Genomic DNA, 17237 nt, shown 5'->3' with positions numbered 1-17237 from the left:
TCTCATGGGTCATGGCCTCCGAGACGTTCCTCCGCGACCCCGACCCGCACCCGTCGGTCGCCGCCATGCTCGACGCCGACCGCTCCGAGCACGGCTTCGTCATGAACCTCACCCGCGTCTGGGCACACCAACCCGACGTCCACCGGGCGTACGTCGCCCTCGTCACCTCCGCCGCCGACGCCGCCGGCCTCTCGGTGCGCGACCGCGGAGTGCTCGTGACCGCGCTCGCCAGCACGATGGGCGACGCCTACTGCTCGCTGGCCTGGGGCGGCCGGCTGGCCGCCGAGGTCGGCGAGGCGACGGCGGTCGCCGTGCTGGCCGGCAGCGACGAGGGGCTCGACGACCGCGAGCAGGCGCTCGCCGCCTGGGCCCGCGCGGTCGCCCGCGACCCGAGCGGCACGACCGCGCAGGACGTCGACCGGCTCCGCGCCGTCGGGCTCAGCGACGCCGAGGTCGTCGCCGCCACGGTGTACGTCGCCGCGCGGCTCGCCTTCTCCAGCGTCAACGACGCCCTGGGAGCCCGCCCGGACGCCGGCCTGCGGGCCTCGGCCCCGCCCGGCGTGGTCGCCGCGATCACCTGGGGCCGGCCGATCGAGCCCGACGAGCCGGCCGAGCGCTCCTAGACGGCCTCGCCGAGCGCGCCGAGCACCTGCTCCTTGCGCGGGGCCCCCGCCGCCCGGGCGACCTCGCGGCCCTCGGCGTCGAGCACCAGCGTGGTCGGGGTGCGCAGCACGCCGAGCCGGCGGACCAGCTCGAGGTGGTGCTCGGCGTCGACCTCGACGTGGGCCACGCCCGGCACCAGGTCGGCCACCTCGCCCAGGGTCCGGCGGGTCACGCGGCAGGGCGCGCAGAAGGCGGTCGAGAACTGCAGGAGCGTGGCCCGCTCGCCCGGTGCGACGTCGGGCAACGCCGCCGCGACCTCGGTCCACACCGAGGACTGCGCGGCGCCGCCCGTCGTGTCCTCACGCACCCGTCCCCTCCTCGCGAACCGGCCGTCGGCCACCGTCCGCCACCCGCCCACGGCGAGCGCGAGCACGACGGCGCCGATCAGCACCCACAGTCCGGTGGTCATGGTCGGGTCAACCGTGGCCGGGGCGCCGTTGTTCCGGCGCCGGTCGCCCCGTCGGACCCCCGCGCGCCCGCAGCCGGGCGTTGGCCGCGCGGAGACGGCGTACCTCCTCCTCCAGCGCGAGGACCCGCCCGATCCCCGCGAGGTTGAGCCCGTCGGCGAGCAGGTCGCGGATGCGGTGCAGCCGCTCGATGTCGGCGCGGCTGTAGAGGCGCGTGCCGCCGGCGGTGCGGTCGGGGTCGACGAGCCCGCGCCGCTCGTAGACGCGGAGGTTCTGGATCTGCATCGAGACCATCTCCGCCGCCACGGAGATGGCGAAGACGCCTCGCTCGTGCTCGCGGTCCGGACTCACGGGCTTGATTCTGACGGAAAGATGGAATACAACAAACCTGTAACCGTTGATACAGGTACGACGGCCACGCGGCTCACGCAGACGCAGCGCCGTCACCACGAGAACGATCGAGGAGGACACCCCATGTTGCTGCGCACCACCGACCCGTTCCGCGACTTCGACCGCCTGACCCAGCAGCTGCTGGGGACGACCAACCGCCCGGCCGTCATGCCGATGGACGCATGGCGGGAGGGCGACCGGTTCGTCATCGAGTTCGACCTCCCGGGCGTCGCCCGCGAGAGCATCGACCTCGACGTCGAGCGGAACGTGCTGACCGTCCGCGCCGAGCGGATGCCCAACAACGGCGACTGGCAGATGCTGGCCACCGAGCGCACCCGCGGCTCGTTCAGCCGCCAGCTCGTGCTCGGCGACAACCTCGACCTCGACCGCATCGAGGCGTCGTACGACGCCGGCGTCCTGCGGCTGGTCGTCCCCGTCGCCGAGAAGGCCAAGCCGCGCAAGATCGAGATCGGCTCCGCCTCCCCCGAGGCGCAGCCGGCCGCGATCGAGAGCTGATCGCCGGCTCCAGCGCCGACGACGAGGGCCCGGACACCACTCGGTGTCCGGGCCCTCGTGCGTCCCGCGGGTCGGTCAGCAGCCGAGGCCGCCCCGGAACCCCTCGGGGACCTCGCCCCGGGCGACCTGGTCGGCGTAGTCCCAGACAGCCTCGGGATAGTCGCCGCGGGCATCCATGTCCAGCAGCACGGGCCACTGCCGGGAGCTGGCCAGCACGTCCGTGGCCTCCTGCGCGCGCTGCTGGTCACCGGCCTGGTTGGCTGCGCGGAACTCCTCGATCCACGCGCAGGCGACCTGCCCGGCGACCTCCGCTCCGAGGTGGTAGCGGTCGGCCTGGTCGGAGGTGATCGGCGGCTGCTCCTCGCCCTGCGTGCGCTCCTGGCCACTGGCCGCGGCAATGCCGTCGAGCATCTCCTCGACCACCGCGTCGCGCTCGCTCGCCGTCACGAATTCGTCGGGGAGCGCCTGCTCGAACCCGGCCTCGTCGACGAGCCGCAGCTCGCCGAGCAGGTCCTCGAACGCGCTGCGCGGCATCCCACTGCCGCGGACCTCGAGCAGGAACCCGTCCTCCACCGGCCGGATGACGGTGTGGTCGTCGGCGCTGTAGGGCCAGAGCTGGGCGGTGAGGCCGAGGACCTCCACCGGCTCGCCGTCCGCGGGCGGGTCGACGATGTCGCGGCGGTCCTCGACGTAGTCGTCGTAGAGCGAACCCGGCCTCCAGTGGACCTCGAGGGAGGTCTGCCCGCGCCGGTAGGAGATCTCGCCGCCGTTGCCGCCCGACTCCTCGTAGACGTGGGTGACGCGCCAGCCGGGCGTGTCCAGGACGGCGCGGTACGTCGGGGCGTCGGCCGCGGCCTCGGCCCCGGACTGCGCCGCCGGTCCGCCGGGCGCGGAGGCCGGCTCGCCTCCGGAGGGCCACCACAGCGGCCCGGTGGCGACCACCGCGACGGCGGCGGCCGCGGCGAGCGGCACCAGCCAGACGGTGCGGCGGCGCGGCGCGGCCGCGGTGTCGGGCGCGGTCGTGCGGTCGGTGACGGGAGTGCTCATGATCTCCTCCAAGAGCTCGGCCCGCCCGGACGCGATCGGCAGCCGGCCGACCGCGTCGTCGCTGATCTTCGGGTCCATCTACCGCTCCTCCCGGGTGAGCTGGGGTGTGCTGGGGAGATGTCCGGCCGGGGCCGGACCGTTGCGCGGCGGCTCCGAACCGTCCGGCTCGGGCCCCTCGGGTAGCAGCGCCCGCAGGCGGGCCCGCGCCCGCGACAGCCGCGGTCGCACGACGACCGTGGTGAGGCCGAGCACCTCCGCGATCTCCCGTGGCTCGAGCCCCTCCCACAGGTGCAGCTCGAGGACCTCCTGGTCGCGGCCGCTCAACCGGCCCATGGCCGCGGTGACGTCCGCGCGCTGGACGACGTCCGTGCTGGGGTCGGGCGCCACGGTCGCCAGCTCGCGGCGCAGCCGGTCGCCCAGGGCGCTGCGGCGCCCATCGCCCCGCCGGTGGTTGGCCAGGACGCGGCGGGCCACGCCGTACAGCCACGGCCGCGCCTCCGGCTCGGCCGGCACGTGCGCGAGCCGTCGCCACGCGACCAGGAACGTGTCGGCGGCGACATCGGCGGCGTCCTCGGGGCGGTCGACCCGGCGCAGCGCGAAGCCGAGAACGGCGTCGAAGTGCGCGGCGTACAGCCGCCGGAAGGCGTCCTCGTGCGCACCACTGCCCGGGCTCATGCCTCGCTCATGTCCGGCACGGCCGGGGTCGTTGCAGGCCGCTCGTAGTGGTCTGGAGGGCTGGTCTAGAGGATCGCGCCGGGGGCGTACGCCGCGGCCACGGGGTGCCGCTCGGTCACGGCCGCCACGCGGCGCACGACCTCTTGGACCTGGGCCACCGCAGCGCCGGTGAAGGTGATCGGCTCGGCGACGAGCGAGGCGAGCTGGTCGGCGGAGAGGCCGAGGCGTGGGTCGGCGGCGAGGCGGGCGAAGACGTCGTTCTCGGCCTGGCCACGGCGCATGTCGAGCGCGGTGCCGACCGCGGCCTCCTTGATCGCCTCGTGCGCGGCCTCGCGGCCCACGCCGTTGCGCACCGCGGCCATGAGCACCTTGGTGGTCGCGAGGAACGGGAGGTACCGGTCGAGCTCGCGCTGGACGACAGCCGGGAACGCGCCGAACTCGTCGAGCACGGTGAGGAAGGTCTGGAACAGCCCGTCGACGGCGAAGAACGCGTCCGGCAGCGCGACCCGGCGCACGACGGAGTCGGAGACGTCGCCCTCGTTCCACTGGTCGCCGGCGAGCTCCCCGATCATCGACAGGTAGCCGCGGGTGACGACGGCGAGGCCGTTGACGCGCTCGCAGGAGCGGCTGTTCATCTTGTGCGGCATCGCCGAGGAGCCGACCTGCCCCTCCTTGAACCCCTCGGTGACGAGCTCGTTGCCGGCCATCAGCCGGACCGTGGTCGCGAGGTTGGAGGGGCCGGCGACGAGCTGGACGAGCGCGGAGAGCACGTCGAAGTCCAGCGAGCGGGGGTAGACCTGGCCGACGCTGGTCAGCACCCGGTCGAAGCCGAGGTGGGCGGCGACGCGCTGCTCGAGCTCGGCGAGCCGGGCCTCGTCCCCGTCCAGCAGGTCGAGCATGTCCTGGGCGGTGCCCATCGGGCCCTTGATGCCGCGCAGCGGGTAGCGGCCCAGCAGGTCCTCGACCCGCTCCAGCGCCACCAGCATCTCGTCGGCGACGGTCGCGAACCGCTTGCCGAGGGTCGTCGCCTGCGCCGCCACGTTGTGGCTGCGGCCGGCCATCACCGTCAGCTCGTGCTCCGCGGCCAGCCGGCCGAGCCGGGCCAGGGTGGCGACCGCGCGGTCGCGGACGATCTGGAGGGACTGCCGGACCTGGAGCTGCTCGACGTTCTCGGTCAGGTCGCGCGAGGTCATCCCCTTGTGGATGTGCTCGTGGCCCGCCAGCGCGCAGAACTCCTCGATGCGCGCCTTCACGTCGTGCCGCGTCACCCGCTCGCGGGCGGCGATCGAGGCGAGGTCGACGCCGTCCTCACCCCGGGCCACCACGGCCTCGTAGGCCTCGACGACGCCGTCCGGCACCTCGATCCCGAGGTCGCGCTGCGCCTTGAGGACCGCCACCCACAGCTGCCGCTCGAGGACCACCTTGTGCTCCGGCGACCAGGTGCCGGCGAGATCGGGAGCGGCGTACCGCGTGGCCAGGACGTTCGGGACGGTCACGCGGCGGATTCTCCCACGGCCCGGGCGGTCGGCAGACTCACGGCTGCCGCTGGCCCCGCCACGGGACCCCGGCGCGCCCCTCAGCCGTCGAGGACGGCGGCACCCTCGACGACGCCGAGCGGCTCGGCAGCGATGTCGGAGCGACGCTGCATGCCGGGGAAGGAGATCTCGTCGGCGGCGGCGTACGCCGCGGCTCGGGCGGCGGCGACGTCAGAGCCGGTCGCGCGGACCGACAGCACGCGGCCACCGGCGGTGACGAGGGCGCTGTCGGACACAGCCGTCCCCGCGTGGATGACGTCGACGCCATCGTGCGCGGCGGCCGCGTCGACCCCGGAGATGACGTCGCCCTTCGAGGACGACTCGGGGTAGCCGGCGGAGGCGAGCACGACGCTCACGGCCGCGCCCTCGCGGAAGCGGGGCGGGTCGACCTCGCCGAGGCGGCCCTCGGCGGCGGCGAGGAGGAGCTCGCCGAGCGGGGACTCGAGGAGCGCGAGCACCGGCTGCACGTCGGGGTCGCCGAAGCGGACGTTGAACTCGATGACCCGCGGGCCGGCGGCGGTCAGCGCGAGACCGACGTACAGGCACCCCCGGAACGGCGCGCCACGGCGGGCCATCTCGTCGAGCGTGGGCTGGACGACGGCGGCGATGACGACGTCCGCGAGGTCCGGCGGCGCCCAGGGCAGCGGCGAGTAGGAGCCCATCCCGCCGGTGTTGGGCCCGCGGCCGCCGTCGTGGATGCGCTTGAAGTCCTGCGCCGGCTGCAGCGGCCGGGCGGTGGTGCCGTCGCAGACCGCGAAGAGCGAGACCTCGGGCCCGTCGAGGAACTCCTCGACGACCACACGGTCGCAGGTGGCCGCGTGGGCGAGCGCCTCAGCGCGGTCGGTGGTGACGACGACGCCCTTGCCGGCGGCGAGCGCGTCGTCCTTGACGACGTACGGAGCCCCGGACTCGTCCAATGCTCCAGCGACCTCGGCTGGGGTGCTGCACACCCACGATCTGGCCGTCGGGACCCCCGCGGCGGCCATGACCTCCTTGGCGAACGCCTTAGAGCCCTCCAACCGGGCCGCCGTGCGCGACGGACCGAAGCAGGCGATGCCGGCCTCGACGACCGCGTCCGCGACGCCGGCGACCAGCGGCGCCTCGGGCCCCACGACGACCAGGTCGACACCCAACCGCGCGGCCAGCGCGGCGACCGCCGCCGGGTCACCGGGGTCGACGTCGTGCAGGCTGGCGACGCCCGCGATGCCGGGGTTGCCGGGGGCCGCGTGGACCTCGATCACGCCGGGGTCCCGAGAGAGCGCCAGCGCGAGCGCGTGCTCGCGACCGCCGGTGCCGACGACCAGGACGCTCGCGGGGCCGGTCACGGGTGGACGACCACCGTCTGCTCGCGGCCCGGCCCGACGCCGACGCCCCAGATCCGGGTGCCGGAGAGCTCCTCGAGCGCCTGGACGTAGCGCTGGGCGTTGACCGGCAAGTCCTCGAAGGTGCGGCAGCCGGAGATGTCGGTGCCCCAGCCGTCGAAGTACTCGTAGACCGGCTTCGCGTGGTGGAACTCGGTCTGCGTCATCGGCATCTCGTCCTGGCGGACGCCGTCGACCTCGTAGGCGACGCAGACCGGGATCCGCTCCCAGGCGCCGAGGATGTCGAGCTTGGTGAGGAACAGGTCGGTGAGCCCGTTGACGCGGGAGGCGTAGCGGGCGACGACGGAGTCGTACCAGCCGCAGCGGCGGGTCCGGCCGGTCGAGACGCCGATCTCGCCGCCGAGCTGCTGCAGCTGCCGGCCGTCCTCGTCGAAGAGCTCGGTCGGGAACGGTCCCGAGCCGACGCGGGTCGTGTAGGCCTTGATGACGCCGATCACCCGGTCGATGCGGGTCGGGCCGACGCCGGCGCCGACGCAGACGCCGCCGGCGACGGGGTTCGACGAGGTCACGAACGGATAGGTGCCGTGGTCGACGTCGAGCATGGTCGCCTGGGCGCCCTCGAAGAGCACGGTCTCGCCGCGATCGAGCGCCTGGTTCAGCAGCAGCGAGGTGTCGGCGACCATCGGCCGCAACCGGTCGACGTACGCCGTGAGCTCCTCGACGACCGCGTCGACCTCGATGGCGCGGCGGTTGTAGATCTTGGTCAGCAGGTGGTTGCGGACGTCGAGGGCCGCCTCGACCTTCTGCCGCAGGATCTTCTCGTCGAACAGGTCGGCGATGCGCACGCCGTAGCGGTTGACCTTGTCGGAGTACGCCGGCCCGATGCCGCGGCCGGTCGTGCCGATCTGGTTCTTGCCGAGGAAGCGCTCGGTGACCTTGTCGATCGTCGAGTGGTACGACGCGATGACGTGCGCGTTGGCGCTGACGACGAGGCCGCCGATCTCCACGCCGCGCTCCAGCAGGCCGTCGAGCTCGCGGAACAGCGCCTCGGGCGAGACCACGACGCCGTTGGCGATCACCGAGGTGGCGCCGGGGGTGAGGATGCCGCTGGGCAGCAGGTGCGTGGCGTACTTCTCGCCGTTGATGACGATGGTGTGGCCGGCGTTGTGGCCGCCGCTGGTGCGGACGACGTAGTCGATCGGGTCGGTGGTCGCCAGCTGGTCGGTGGCCTTGCCCTTGCCCTCGTCACCCCACTGGGCTCCGAGCACGACGATCGCGGGCATGCGTGACTCCTCACGGCACGAAGGAAAGGCCCCGGCAGCAAGCGCTGTCCGGGGCTCTTGCGTCGACACGTTAGCAAGAACGGCGTGGGCGCCGCCCGCTATGGTCGCCGCGATGGACCCCCTCCTCGTGATCACCAACAGCGACGCCGGCACCGCCGACGAGCAGCAGCTCGAGAGCGCCCTGGCGATCCTGCGCGCCCGCACGTCGGTGGAGGTCTGCGCCACGTCCGACCCCGGCGAGCTGGACGGCGTGCTCCACCGGGCCGCCTCCCGCCGCATCGTCGTGGCGGGCGGCGACGGCAGCATGCACGCGGTCGTGGCCGCGCTGCACCGGCGCCGCGAGCTCGCCGACGCCGTCCTCGGCCTGCTGCCGCTGGGCACCGGCAACGACTTCGCCCGCGGCAACGACATCCCGCTCGACATCGAGGAGGCCGCGAAGGTCGTCCTCCACGGCCGACCGCGGCGGATGGACCTGATCCTCGACGAGGTCGGCGAGATCGTCGTCAACAGCGTCCACGCCGGGGCCGGCGCCCAGGCCAGCCGCCGCGCCGACCGCTGGAAGGACCGGCTCCACGGGATCGGCGTCGGCGGGGTCAACCTCGGCCGGCTCGGCTACCCGATCGGCGCGCTGCTCGCCGCGGTCCGGCCGCCGTACGTGCGGCTCCGGGTCGAGGTCGACGGCGAGGTCGTCATCGACTACGACGAGCCGGTGCTCATGGTCGCGGTCGGCAACGGCGCGACCGTGGGCGGCGGGACCGAGCTGACCCCGGACGCCGACACCCGCGACGGGCTGATGGACGTGATGGTCGCCCGCTCGGTGGGACCGTTGCAGCGGATCGGCTACCTCGGCTCGCTGCTCCGCGCGACCCACCACGAGCGTGACGACGTCCTCTACCTCCGCGCGAAGCAGGTGACCATCGACGGCGAGCAGTTCTACTGCTCCGCCGACGGGGAGATCTACGGCCCCGAGCGCCGCCGGACGTGGCGGCTGGAGCCCGGCGCCTACTCCCTGGTCCTGCCCTGACCTGCCCCTGACCTGCCCTGACCTGCCCTGCGGTGAACCCCGAGGGCCGGCTACAACCACCCGCGCCGCACGGCCTCGGCACCGGCCTGGAACCGGGTGTCGGCGCCGAGCTCGCCGAGCAGGTCGGCCACGCGGCGGCGGACGGTCCGCAGGCTGACCCCGAGCCGGCGGGCGATCTGCTCGTCCTGCGCTCCCTCGGCCAGCTGCTGGAGCAGGAAGCGCCGCAGGTCGGGCCGGCCCTCGCCGCGCTCGAGCTCCGGCACCGGGAGCGCGCGCTCCCACAGGGCGTCGAACCACAGGCCCAGGGCCTCGACCAGGCCGCGTTGGCGCAGCAGGGTCAGCGGCTCGTCCACGAAGCCCAGCGGCTCGGGCAGCAGGGCGTAGCTCGTGCCGATCACGCACAGCCGGGTCGGCACGTTCGGCAGGACGCGCACCTCCTCGCCGGCGGCCGCGCGCCGGGCCAGGGCGTCCCGCGACTCCGTCAGCGCCCGGACGGGGTAGATCGCCCGCGCCCGCCGCCCCTGGCCGACGACCTCGCCGAGCAGGTCGGTCATGGCGTCCTCGCGGGCCGTCTCGAGGTACTGGTCGGGTCGCAGCGACCGGACCTCGCCGAGGCTCTGCTCGATCAGCGCCCGGGTGAGGTCCACCGCGTGGGTCCGGCCCCCCGTGCTGATCTCGCCGTCGATGGGGCGGACGTGCCCGTCGTCGGCCATCGACCGCACGGCGCGGCCGGCCAGCAGCGGCACGGCCGCCGCGAGGTCGGAGAGCCGGGCGTGCGCCCGGGCCGCGGTCGCGGCCGTCTCGCTGAGCACCCGGACGACCGCCTCGGCCGGGCTGTCGACGAAGACGCGGTCGTCCTCGATCCGCACGATGCCGTGCTCGACGAGCGGCGCGAGCTCGCGCAGCAGCTCCTCCGGCGTACGCCTCAAGGCAGCCGCGACGGACACGACCTGACGCCCCGCCTGGGCGCGGACCCGCTCGTAGAGCTGGTCGTCGTCGTCACCGAGGCCGAGCGCCTCGCGCAGGGTGGCGGGCGGACGGGGAGCGGGCATCCGTCCACGGTAGTGGCATCTTCCGGCCACCGGCAGCCACGCGCCGGGGTGTCCTGGAACGGCCAGGCATGCTGGAGGCGTACGCCGACAACTGGATCGGCCGCCGGACTCGGGGGAGGCGGCGGCCGCCCGGCCCGCGTCGGGGGACGTGGAGGCCGGTCGGCGTGCCGGAGGGCGTCGGGACCGCCGCAGGGGACGGTTCCGGCGCCTTCCTCCCCCGGCGGTAGCGTTGCTCCTCGTCCACATCAGGTGGCACACCCGACGTGCGAGGAGCGAGCAGTGGCGCGAGGCAACCGGTCCGAGAAGGGTTCCGGGGACCCCGTCGACTGGGTCACCCGCGCGGCCGACGACGCGATCCGGCACGCCGACCTCGGCGAGGGTGGCGACCGGATGATCACCTGCGCCTCCGGCGCGAGCCCGTCGGGCCCGATCCACCTGGGCAACCTGCGCGAGTTCCTCACCCCCCACCTCGTCGCCGAGGAGATCCGCCGGCGCGGCATCCCCGTGCGGCACCTGCACAGCTGGGACGACTTCGACCGGTTCCGCAAGGTCCCCGCCGGCGTGCCGGCCGAGTGGTCGGAGCACATCGGCCGCCCGCTGTCGGCCGTGCCGGACCCGTGGGCGTGCCACGAGTCGTGGGCCGAGCACTTCAAGGCGCCCCTGCGGGCGGCGCTGGCCGAGATGGGCGTGGAGATGGAGGAGGTGTCGCAGACCGAGCGCTACCGCGCCGGCGCCTACACCGAGCAGGTCCTGCACGCCATCCGGCACCGCGACACCATCGAGGAGGTGCTGGCCAAGCACCGCACGAAGAAGGCTGCGCCCGTCGCGGAGAACGAGCAGGAGGCCGAGGCCCTGGCCGACTCCGTCGCCGACGAGGACGAGCCCGAGGTCGGGGCCGCCGGCGCCGGCTCGCTGGCGCGCTTCCCCTACAAGCCGTACTGCCGCGAGTGCGGCCGCGACACCGTCGACGTCACGGCGTACGACGACGACACGACCGACCTGTCCTACACCTGCTCCTCCTGCGGGTTCAGCGGCGTGACCAACGTGGCGACCCAGCACGAGGGCAAGCTGGTCTGGAAGGTCGACTGGCCGATGCGCTGGTCGGTCGAGCAGGTCGACTTCGAGCCCGGCGGCCTCGACCACTCCACGCCCGGCTCCTCCTACACCGTGGGCAAGGAGCTGGTGAAGCGCGTCTTCGACTTCCGCGCGCCCTCCTACGTCGCCTACGCCTTCGTCGGGTTCGCCGGCATGCAGAAGATGTCGTCCTCCGCCGGCGGCGTGCCCACCGCGGCCGACGCGCTGCAGGTGCTCGAGGCGCCGATCCTGCGCTGGCTCTACGCCCGCCGCCAGCCCAAGCAGGCGTTCAACATCGACTTCGGCGCCGAGGTCGTGCGGTTGTACGACGAGTGGGACTCGCTCGGCCGCAAGGCCGCCGACCCCGCGAAGCGCGACGCCCAGGTGCTGGCCTTCGAGCGCGCCTCGGCGACCGCCGCGGCCGGCACGCTGCCGACCCCGCGGGTCGTGGTGCCGTTCCGCCTGCTCTCCTCGGTCGCCGACGTGACCGCCGGCAGCGCCGAGCTGATCAGCGGGATCGTCGCCCGTGGTGGCCACGCCCACGACTCCGTCGCCGACCTCCAGCCGCGACTGGACCGGGCGATGACCTGGACCGCGGAGTTCGTCCCCGCCGAGGAGCGCACCACCGTCCGCGAGCAGCCCGACGCCGACCGGCTGGGCCGGCTCACCGAGGACGAGCAGCGATGGCTCACCACCCTGCTCGACCGCCTGCCCGCCGAGCTCGACGTCGACGGCACCACCGCGCTCGTCTACGGCGTCCCCAAGCTGGCCCGCGGGCTCGCCCTCGACGACGCCCCCACCGACGAGGTCAAGGCCGACCAGAAGGCGTTCTTCCGGCTGCTCTACGAGCTCCTCGTTGACGCCGAGCGCGGCCCCCGTCTCCCCACCCTGTTCCTCGCCCTGGGCTCCGAGCGGATCCGCCACCTGCTGACCGCGCCGTAGCCCGCCCTTCCGCTCAGCCGGCGACGAGGTACGCCGCGGGCAGACCGAGCAGGCCGACCATCCCGGTGGCGGCGAGCGCGAGCAGCACCAGCGGCCGCGCCGTGCGCCGGAGCGCGCCCGGGTCGAGCGAGCAGCCGAGGGCGAACATCGCGGTGGCCAGCGCCGCGGCCTGGACCGCCCCGGCCGAGGCGAGCAGCCCGTCAGGCACGGGCACGAGCGCCCGCAGCGCGACGAGCGCCACGAAGACGACGACGAACGCCGGCACGAGCGGCGGGCGGCGTACGCCGGGGGTGGTGCTCCGCGCGCGCACGGCGACGACGGCGAGCACCGGGGCGAGGAGCAGCACGCGACCGAGCTTGACCGCGACGGCGACCTCGAGCGCCGCGCCGCCGAGCAGTCCGCCCGCGACGACGACCTGACCGACCTCGTGGACCGACGCCCCCGCCCACGCGGCCGTGGAGGCGGGCGGCAGGCCGAGGACGGTGCCGAGGAGCGGTACGGCCAGCATCGCGACGCTGCCGCAGACGACGACCAGGGCGACCACGCGGGCGACGTCCTCGGCGCGGCTGCGCCGGACGCCGTCGAGTGCGGCGACCGCGGCGGCACCGCAGATGGAGAAGCCGCAGGCGACGAGGAGCGCCTGGTCGGGAGGTACGCCGAGGACCCGGCCGACCGCGAGCGTCGCCGTGATGCCGAAGGCGACGACGCCGACGACGACCGCGACCACCGGCCAGCCGAGCGCGAGCACGTCGTCGAGGACCAGCTGCAGGCCGAGCAGCGCGACGCCGACCCGGAGCACGCCGCGCGACGCCGCGCCGAGGCCCGGCCGGACGACGTCCGGGAGGCGGCCCGACGCGGCTGCGACGAGGCCGAGCGCCACGGCCACCAGCGTCGCGCCGAGGATCGGCACCGCGGCGTGCACGGCCAGCGCCAGCGCGCCCGCCCCGCCGGCCAGCACCAGCCCGGGCAGCCGTGCCGGTGCCCGGGTCGGTGCCTGGGTCGGCGTGGGGGAGGTCGCGAGCATGCCTCCACCCTCGTCGCGGAGCCGTCCTCGCGGTAGCCGTCGATCCGGCCGTGACCCATGCCGTGTTGATATGAGCAGGCACTCGCTCATACGTTGGGTGCATGAGCGGACAGCCGGACCTCGCCGGCCTCGACCTGCTGGTCCGGGTCGCCGAGACCGGATCGGTCGGAGCGGCCGCGCGCCAGGTCGGGATGGCGCAGCCCAACGCCAGCCGACTGCTGGCGAAGCTGGAGCGGCAGCTCGACCTGGTGCTGCTCGTGCGCACGACGGCGGGTTCGCGCCTGACCACCGAGGGCGAGGTCGTCGTCGCCTGGGCGCGGGACGCGCTGGCGGGGGTCGAGCGGGTGGTGCTGGGCGCGCGGTCGCTGGCCGCCCAGCGCAAGGCCCACCTGACCGTGGCCAGCAGCCTCACGGTCGCTGAGCACCTCGCGCCACGGTGGCTGGCCCGGTTCCGCCGGGAGCACCCCGACCTGCACGTCAGCCTCGACGTGGGCAACTCCCATCACGTGCTCGACCGGGTGACGTCGGGCCGCGTGCCGCTGGGGTTCGTGGAGTCACCCACCGTCCCGCGGACCGTCGCGTCCACCACGGTCGCCCGCGACCGGCTGCTCGTCGTCGTCGGCCCGGCGCACCCGTGGGGTCGGCGGCGTACGCCGGTCACGGCGGCCGAGCTGGTCGCCTCCGACCTGGTGCTGCGCGAGGCCGGCTCGGGCACCCGGGAGACGCTCGTCCGCGCGCTCGACCTGGCCGGTCACGCGCTGGGCGAGCAGCGGCTGGAGCTGGCGAGCACCGCGGCGGTCAAGGCGGCCGCGGGCGAGGGCGGGGCGCCGGCGGTGCTGAGCGAGCTGGCGGTGGCCGCGGAGCTCGTGACCGGCCAGCTCGTCGCCGTACCCGTCGCCGACCTCGACCTGTCCCGCTCGTTGCGGGCGGTCTGGCTGCCCGCGCGGCGGCCGGAGGGCCCGGCCGCCGCGTTGGTCAGGTTGGCGCGCGCCTCGGGTCAGGCGTCGCCGAGCAGCTCGGCGTAGGCGGTCGGCGAGGAGTCGCGCAGGAAGTCGCGGCAGCGCTCCCACTCGTCGGTCTCGCCGATCGCGCGGGCGGCCTTCGCGAGCAGCGCGAGGCAGGTGAGGAACCCGCGGTTCGGCTCGTGCTCCCACGGGACGGGGCCGTGGCCCTTCCACCCGTTGCGGCGGAGCATGTCCAGGCTGCGGTGGTAGCCGACGCGCGCGTAGGCGTAGACCGTCACCGCGTCGGCGTCGGCCGCCACGGCCTCCTGGGCGAGCGCGGCCCAGGCGACGGGCGACGCCGGGCTGCGGCGCACGACCTCCGTCGGCGCCTCGCCGCCCGCCAGCGCGTCGGTCGCCGGGTCCGCCGGGAGGTGGGTCGGCGGGGGGCCCGCCATCAGGTCGCGTCCGATCGGGGTGGTCATGGAAGCATTGTCCACGGTGGGGTGTTCACTCCCCTCGTGACCTCGACCGCCGCCCCCACGACTGCGCCCGCGGCGTCCGACAAGGACCCCTGGCCGGCCCTCTTCGCCCTCTGCCTGGGTTTCTTCATGATCCTCGTGGACTCCACGATCGTGTCGGTGGCGACGCCCGCGCTCATCGAGGACCTCCAGGCCGACGTGAACGCCGTGGTCTGGGTGACCAGCGCCTACCTCCTGGCGTACGCCGTGCCGGTGCTGATCACGGGCCGGCTCGGCGACCGGTTCGGGCCGCGGCGCATGTACCTCGCAGGCCTGACGGTCTTCACCCTCGCCTCGCTGTGGTGCGGCCTGACCGGGTCGATCGAGGGCCTGGTCGCCGCCCGCGTGGTGCAGGGGCTCGGCGCCGCGATGATCACGCCGCAGACGATGGCGATCATCACCCGCATCTTCCCGGCCGAGCGCCGCGGCAAGGCGATGGCCCTGTGGGGCGCGACCGCCGGCGTCGCCACGCTGGTCGGGCCGATCCTCGGCGGCGTGCTGGTCGACGCGCTGGGCTGGGAGTGGATCTTCTTCATCAACGTGCCCGTCGGCGTCGTCGGCTTCGTGCTCGCCCTGCGGCTGGTGCCGGTGCTGACGACGAACAACCACCGCTTCGACTGGCTCGGGGTGGTGCTCAGCGGCGCGGGCATGTTCCTGCTGGTCTTCGGCGTGCAGGAGGGCCACCAGCTGGCGTGGAGCGCGCTCGTGTGGTCGATGATCGTCAGCGGCGTCGTCGTGCTGGCGCTCTTCGTCGGCTGGCAAGCGCGCAACCGCGCCGAGCCGCTGGTGCCGCTCAGCCTCTTCCGCGACCGCAACTTCTCGCTGGCCAACGTCTCGATCACTGCGATGGGCTTCGCGATCACCGCGATGGCGATTCCGATCATGCTGTGGGCGCAGGTCGTGCGCGGGCTCAGCCCCACCCGGGCCGCGCTGCTGCTCGTGCCGATGGCCGTGATGACCATCGTGCTGGCCCGCCCGGTCGGCGGCCTGACGGACCGGGTGCACCCGCGCCTGCTGACCGGCTTCGGGTTCACCGGGATCATCGCCTCGCTCGTCTGGCTCGCGCTGGCGCTCCAGCCCGACGGCTCCATCCTCTGGCTGGTGCCGCCGATGCTCCTGCTCGGCGTCGGCAACGCCTTCGTGTGGTCGCCCAACTCCGCGACCGCCACCCGCAACCTGCCGCTGCACCAGGCCGGTGCCGGCTCGGGCGTCTACAACGCCACCCGTCAGGTCGGCGCCGTGCTGGGGTCGGCCGCGATCGCGGTCCTCATGGACGCCCGGCTCGCGGCCGAGGGCCTGCCGGCGTACGGCGGTGGCGAGGCCGGCGCGTCCGCCGCCGGCAGCGGCCTCCCCGCGGGCGCCGCGCAGTCGTTCAGCGACGCGATGGGTGCCTCGCTGCTCCTCCCGCCGGCCGTGCTCGTGCTGGGCCTGGTCGCCGTGCTGTTCTTCGAGCGGCCCCGCCACGCCGGCTTCGGCGGCGGCTCGGTCGCGCCCGTGCCCGCGGCTGCTGCGGACTGAGCCCGAGCCTTGCCTGCTCGGTCCGGTCGCTCGAGCGATGAGCCAGCCGGTCGGTTCATCTAGGTATGCAGTCGAACCGTCACTCCCCCGTGTGGATCCACCGTGGGGAGTGACGCGACATCAAGGTATGCAGGCGAGCCGACACCCGGTCCGCCGTCGGTTTCCCTGCATACCTTGATGAAACGACACGACGCCGGCCCCCCGACCGGGGACCGGCGCCGCGACGTACCAGCTGCAGGAGCCGAGAAGACGCCTCAGCCGAGGGTCTTGCCGGCGGAGCGCAGGTGCTCGCAGGCCTCGACGACGCGGGCGGCCATGCCGGCCTCCGCGGCCTTGCCCCAGGCGCGGGGGTCGTAGGCCTTCTTGTTGCCGACCTCGCCGTCGACCTTGAGGACGCCGTCGTAGTTGTTGAACATGTGGGCGGCGACGGGGCGGGTGAAGGCGTACTGGGTGTCGGTGTCGACGTTCATCTTGACCACGCCGTAGTCGACGGCGGCGGCGATCTCCTCGGCGGTGGAGCCGGAGCCGCCGTGGAAGACGAGGTGGAACGGCTTGGCGCCGGCCTCGAGGCCGAACTCGGAGACGACCGCCTCCTGGGCCTCCTTGAGCACCTCGGGACGGAGCTTGACGTTGCCCGGCTTGTAGACGCCGTGCACGTTGCCGAAGGTCAGCGCGGTCATGTAGTAGCCGCGGTCGCCGTACCCGAGGGCCTTGGCGGTCGCGATCGCGTCGGCCGGGGTGGAGTAGAGCTTGTCGTTGATCTCGTGGGCGACGCCGTCCTCCTCGCCGCCGACGACGCCGACCTCGATCTCGAGGATGATCTTCGCGGCGATGCAGCGCTCGAGCAGGTCGGAGGCGATCGTGAGGTTCTCCTCCAGCGGCACCGCGGAGCCGTCCCACATGTGCGACTGGAACAGCGGCGCCTCGCCGCGCTGGACCCGCTCGCGGGAGATCTCCAGCAGCGGGCGGACGAAGCCGTCGAGCTTGTCCTCGGGGCAGTGGTCGGTGTGCAGCGCGATGTTGACCGGGTAGTTCTTGGCGACCTCCGCGGCGTACTGCGCGAACGCGACCGAGCCGCTCACCATGTTCTTCACCGACGGTCCGGAGAGGTACTCCGCGCCACCGGTCGAGACCTGGATGATGCCGTCCGAACCGGCGTCGGCGAAGCCCTTGAGGGCGGCGTTGAGCGTCTGCGAGGACGACACGTTGATGGCCGGGAACGCGTAGGCGTTCTCCTTGGCCGCGTCGAGCATCTCGGCGTACTTCTCGGGGGTCGCGATGGGCACTGCGGGCTCCTCCAGGG

General features: G+C 74.2%; 17 protein-coding genes. 6 read left to right on the top strand and 11 right to left on the bottom strand.

Annotated elements, in window-relative coordinates; genetic code table 11:
- Window positions 1–11: 11 nt before the first annotated feature.
- Window positions 12–623 carry a carboxymuconolactone decarboxylase family protein gene (locus H7344_RS16025; protein WP_222130759.1) on the top strand — a complete coding sequence of 204 codons (612 nt, stop codon included), beginning with the start codon at window positions 12–14 and terminating at the stop codon, window positions 621–623.
- Here H7344_RS16025 and H7344_RS16020 read toward each other — a convergent pair.
- On the bottom strand, window positions 620–1072 hold the full coding sequence (locus tag H7344_RS16020; RefSeq protein ID WP_186347009.1) for a thioredoxin family protein: 453 nt from the start codon (window positions 1070–1072) through the stop codon (window positions 620–622). The two genes, H7344_RS16025 and H7344_RS16020, sit on opposite strands and share 4 nt — an antisense overlap.
- A gap of 7 nt (window positions 1073–1079) precedes the next feature.
- Window positions 1080–1421 (bottom strand): MerR family transcriptional regulator, encoded by a 342-nt coding sequence (locus H7344_RS16015; RefSeq protein WP_186347008.1) that lies wholly within the window; start codon window positions 1419–1421, stop codon window positions 1080–1082.
- A 123-nt stretch (window positions 1422–1544) separates the two neighbouring features.
- Here H7344_RS16015 and H7344_RS16010 point away from each other — a divergent pair, with 123 nt between their 5' ends.
- Window positions 1545–1976, top strand: a complete 432-nt coding sequence (locus tag H7344_RS16010) for an Hsp20/alpha crystallin family protein (RefSeq protein WP_186347007.1) — start codon at window positions 1545–1547, stop codon at window positions 1974–1976.
- 75 nt (window positions 1977–2051) lie between these two features.
- Here the strand turns inward: H7344_RS16010 and H7344_RS16005 are convergent, their stop codons facing one another.
- From H7344_RS16005 to H7344_RS15985, 5 genes are all read right to left on the bottom strand, one after another.
- Window positions 2052–3101, bottom strand: coding sequence for a hypothetical protein (locus H7344_RS16005; RefSeq protein ID WP_186347006.1), 1050 nt, complete (start codon window positions 3099–3101; stop codon window positions 2052–2054).
- Window positions 3102–3698 (bottom strand): RNA polymerase sigma factor, encoded by a 597-nt coding sequence (locus H7344_RS16000; RefSeq protein WP_186347005.1) that lies wholly within the window; start codon window positions 3696–3698, stop codon window positions 3102–3104.
- Window positions 3699–3763: 65 nt separating this feature from the next.
- Complete coding sequence (purB, locus tag H7344_RS15995; RefSeq protein WP_186347004.1) at window positions 3764–5194, bottom strand: adenylosuccinate lyase; 1431 nt, start codon at window positions 5192–5194, stop codon at window positions 3764–3766.
- Window positions 5195–5274: 80 nt separating this feature from the next.
- A complete protein-coding gene (gene purD / locus H7344_RS15990; protein WP_186347003.1) occupies window positions 5275–6558 on the bottom strand; it encodes a phosphoribosylamine--glycine ligase in 1284 nt (427 codons plus the stop codon).
- On the bottom strand, window positions 6555–7838 hold the full coding sequence (locus tag H7344_RS15985; RefSeq protein ID WP_186347002.1) for an adenylosuccinate synthase: 1284 nt from the start codon (window positions 7836–7838) through the stop codon (window positions 6555–6557). The genes purD and H7344_RS15985 overlap by 4 nt, the downstream gene beginning before the upstream one ends.
- A 112-nt stretch (window positions 7839–7950) precedes the next feature.
- Between H7344_RS15985 and H7344_RS15980 the strand changes: the two genes are divergently transcribed.
- Window positions 7951–8862: a diacylglycerol/lipid kinase family protein gene (locus H7344_RS15980; RefSeq protein WP_222130758.1), complete on the top strand. Its 912-nt coding sequence runs from the start codon at window positions 7951–7953 to the stop codon at window positions 8860–8862.
- A gap of 50 nt (window positions 8863–8912) precedes the next feature.
- On the opposite strand, the gene H7344_RS15975 is transcribed toward H7344_RS15980, so the two are convergent.
- On the bottom strand, window positions 8913–9914 hold the full coding sequence (locus H7344_RS15975; RefSeq protein WP_186347001.1) for a helix-turn-helix transcriptional regulator: 1002 nt from the start codon (window positions 9912–9914) through the stop codon (window positions 8913–8915).
- 279 nt (window positions 9915–10193) lie between these two features.
- Here H7344_RS15975 and lysS point away from each other — a divergent pair, with 279 nt between their 5' ends.
- Window positions 10194–11930, top strand: a complete 1737-nt coding sequence (lysS, locus tag H7344_RS15970) for a lysine--tRNA ligase (RefSeq protein ID WP_186347000.1) — start codon at window positions 10194–10196, stop codon at window positions 11928–11930.
- Between the two features lie 13 nt (window positions 11931–11943).
- On the opposite strand, the gene H7344_RS15965 is transcribed toward lysS, so the two are convergent.
- Entirely contained in the window at window positions 11944–12954 is a 1011-nt protein-coding gene (locus H7344_RS15965; RefSeq protein ID WP_186346999.1) for a YeiH family protein, read from the bottom strand.
- Between the two features lie 101 nt (window positions 12955–13055).
- On the opposite strand from H7344_RS15965, the gene H7344_RS15960 reads away from it, so the two are divergent.
- On the top strand, window positions 13056–13979 hold the full coding sequence (locus H7344_RS15960) for a LysR family transcriptional regulator (RefSeq protein WP_186346998.1): 924 nt from the start codon (window positions 13056–13058) through the stop codon (window positions 13977–13979).
- On the opposite strand, the gene H7344_RS15955 is transcribed toward H7344_RS15960, so the two are convergent.
- A complete protein-coding gene (locus H7344_RS15955) occupies window positions 13952–14380 on the bottom strand; it encodes a DUF3151 domain-containing protein (RefSeq protein WP_186346997.1) in 429 nt (142 codons plus the stop codon). The genes H7344_RS15960 and H7344_RS15955 overlap by 28 nt on opposite strands.
- A 36-nt stretch (window positions 14381–14416) precedes the next feature.
- On the opposite strand from H7344_RS15955, the gene H7344_RS15950 reads away from it, so the two are divergent.
- On the top strand, window positions 14417–15934 hold the full coding sequence (locus tag H7344_RS15950) for a DHA2 family efflux MFS transporter permease subunit (RefSeq protein ID WP_268238562.1): 1518 nt from the start codon (window positions 14417–14419) through the stop codon (window positions 15932–15934).
- 254 nt (window positions 15935–16188) lie between these two features.
- Here H7344_RS15950 and fbaA read toward each other — a convergent pair whose 3' ends face one another.
- Window positions 16189–17220: a class II fructose-bisphosphate aldolase gene (fbaA, locus tag H7344_RS15945; RefSeq protein ID WP_186346996.1), complete on the bottom strand. Its 1032-nt coding sequence runs from the start codon at window positions 17218–17220 to the stop codon at window positions 16189–16191.
- Between the last annotated feature and the right edge of the window lie 17 nt (window positions 17221–17237).

The sequence above is a fragment of the Nocardioides deserti genome, from assembly GCF_014266025.1.
Lineage (GTDB): Bacteria > Actinomycetota > Actinomycetes > Propionibacteriales > Nocardioidaceae > Nocardioides > Nocardioides deserti.
This window is presented reverse-complemented; position numbering and strand designations above follow the sequence as displayed.

Excerpts from the sequence above, each read along its gene's own strand:
- H7344_RS16025 (WP_222130759.1), top strand. The coding sequence starts at position 12 with ATGGCCTCCGAGACGTTCCTCCGCGACCCCGACCCGCACCCGTCGGTC.
- H7344_RS16020 (WP_186347009.1), bottom strand. The coding sequence starts at position 1,072 with ATGACCACCGGACTGTGGGTGCTGATCGGCGCCGTCGTGCTCGCGCTC.
- H7344_RS16010 (WP_186347007.1), top strand. The coding sequence starts at position 1,545 with ATGTTGCTGCGCACCACCGACCCGTTCCGCGACTTCGACCGCCTGACC.
- H7344_RS16005 (WP_186347006.1), bottom strand. The coding sequence starts at position 3,101 with ATGGACCCGAAGATCAGCGACGACGCGGTCGGCCGGCTGCCGATCGCG.
- H7344_RS16000 (WP_186347005.1), bottom strand. The coding sequence starts at position 3,698 with ATGAGCCCGGGCAGTGGTGCGCACGAGGACGCCTTCCGGCGGCTGTAC.
- H7344_RS15985 (WP_186347002.1), bottom strand. The coding sequence starts at position 7,838 with ATGCCCGCGATCGTCGTGCTCGGAGCCCAGTGGGGTGACGAGGGCAAG.
- H7344_RS15980 (WP_222130758.1), top strand. The coding sequence starts at position 7,951 with ATGGACCCCCTCCTCGTGATCACCAACAGCGACGCCGGCACCGCCGAC.
- H7344_RS15975 (WP_186347001.1), bottom strand. The coding sequence starts at position 9,914 with ATGCCCGCTCCCCGTCCGCCCGCCACCCTGCGCGAGGCGCTCGGCCTC.
- H7344_RS15965 (WP_186346999.1), bottom strand. The coding sequence starts at position 12,954 with ATGCTCGCGACCTCCCCCACGCCGACCCAGGCACCGACCCGGGCACCG.
- H7344_RS15960 (WP_186346998.1), top strand. The coding sequence starts at position 13,056 with ATGAGCGGACAGCCGGACCTCGCCGGCCTCGACCTGCTGGTCCGGGTC.
- H7344_RS15955 (WP_186346997.1), bottom strand. The coding sequence starts at position 14,380 with ATGACCACCCCGATCGGACGCGACCTGATGGCGGGCCCCCCGCCGACC.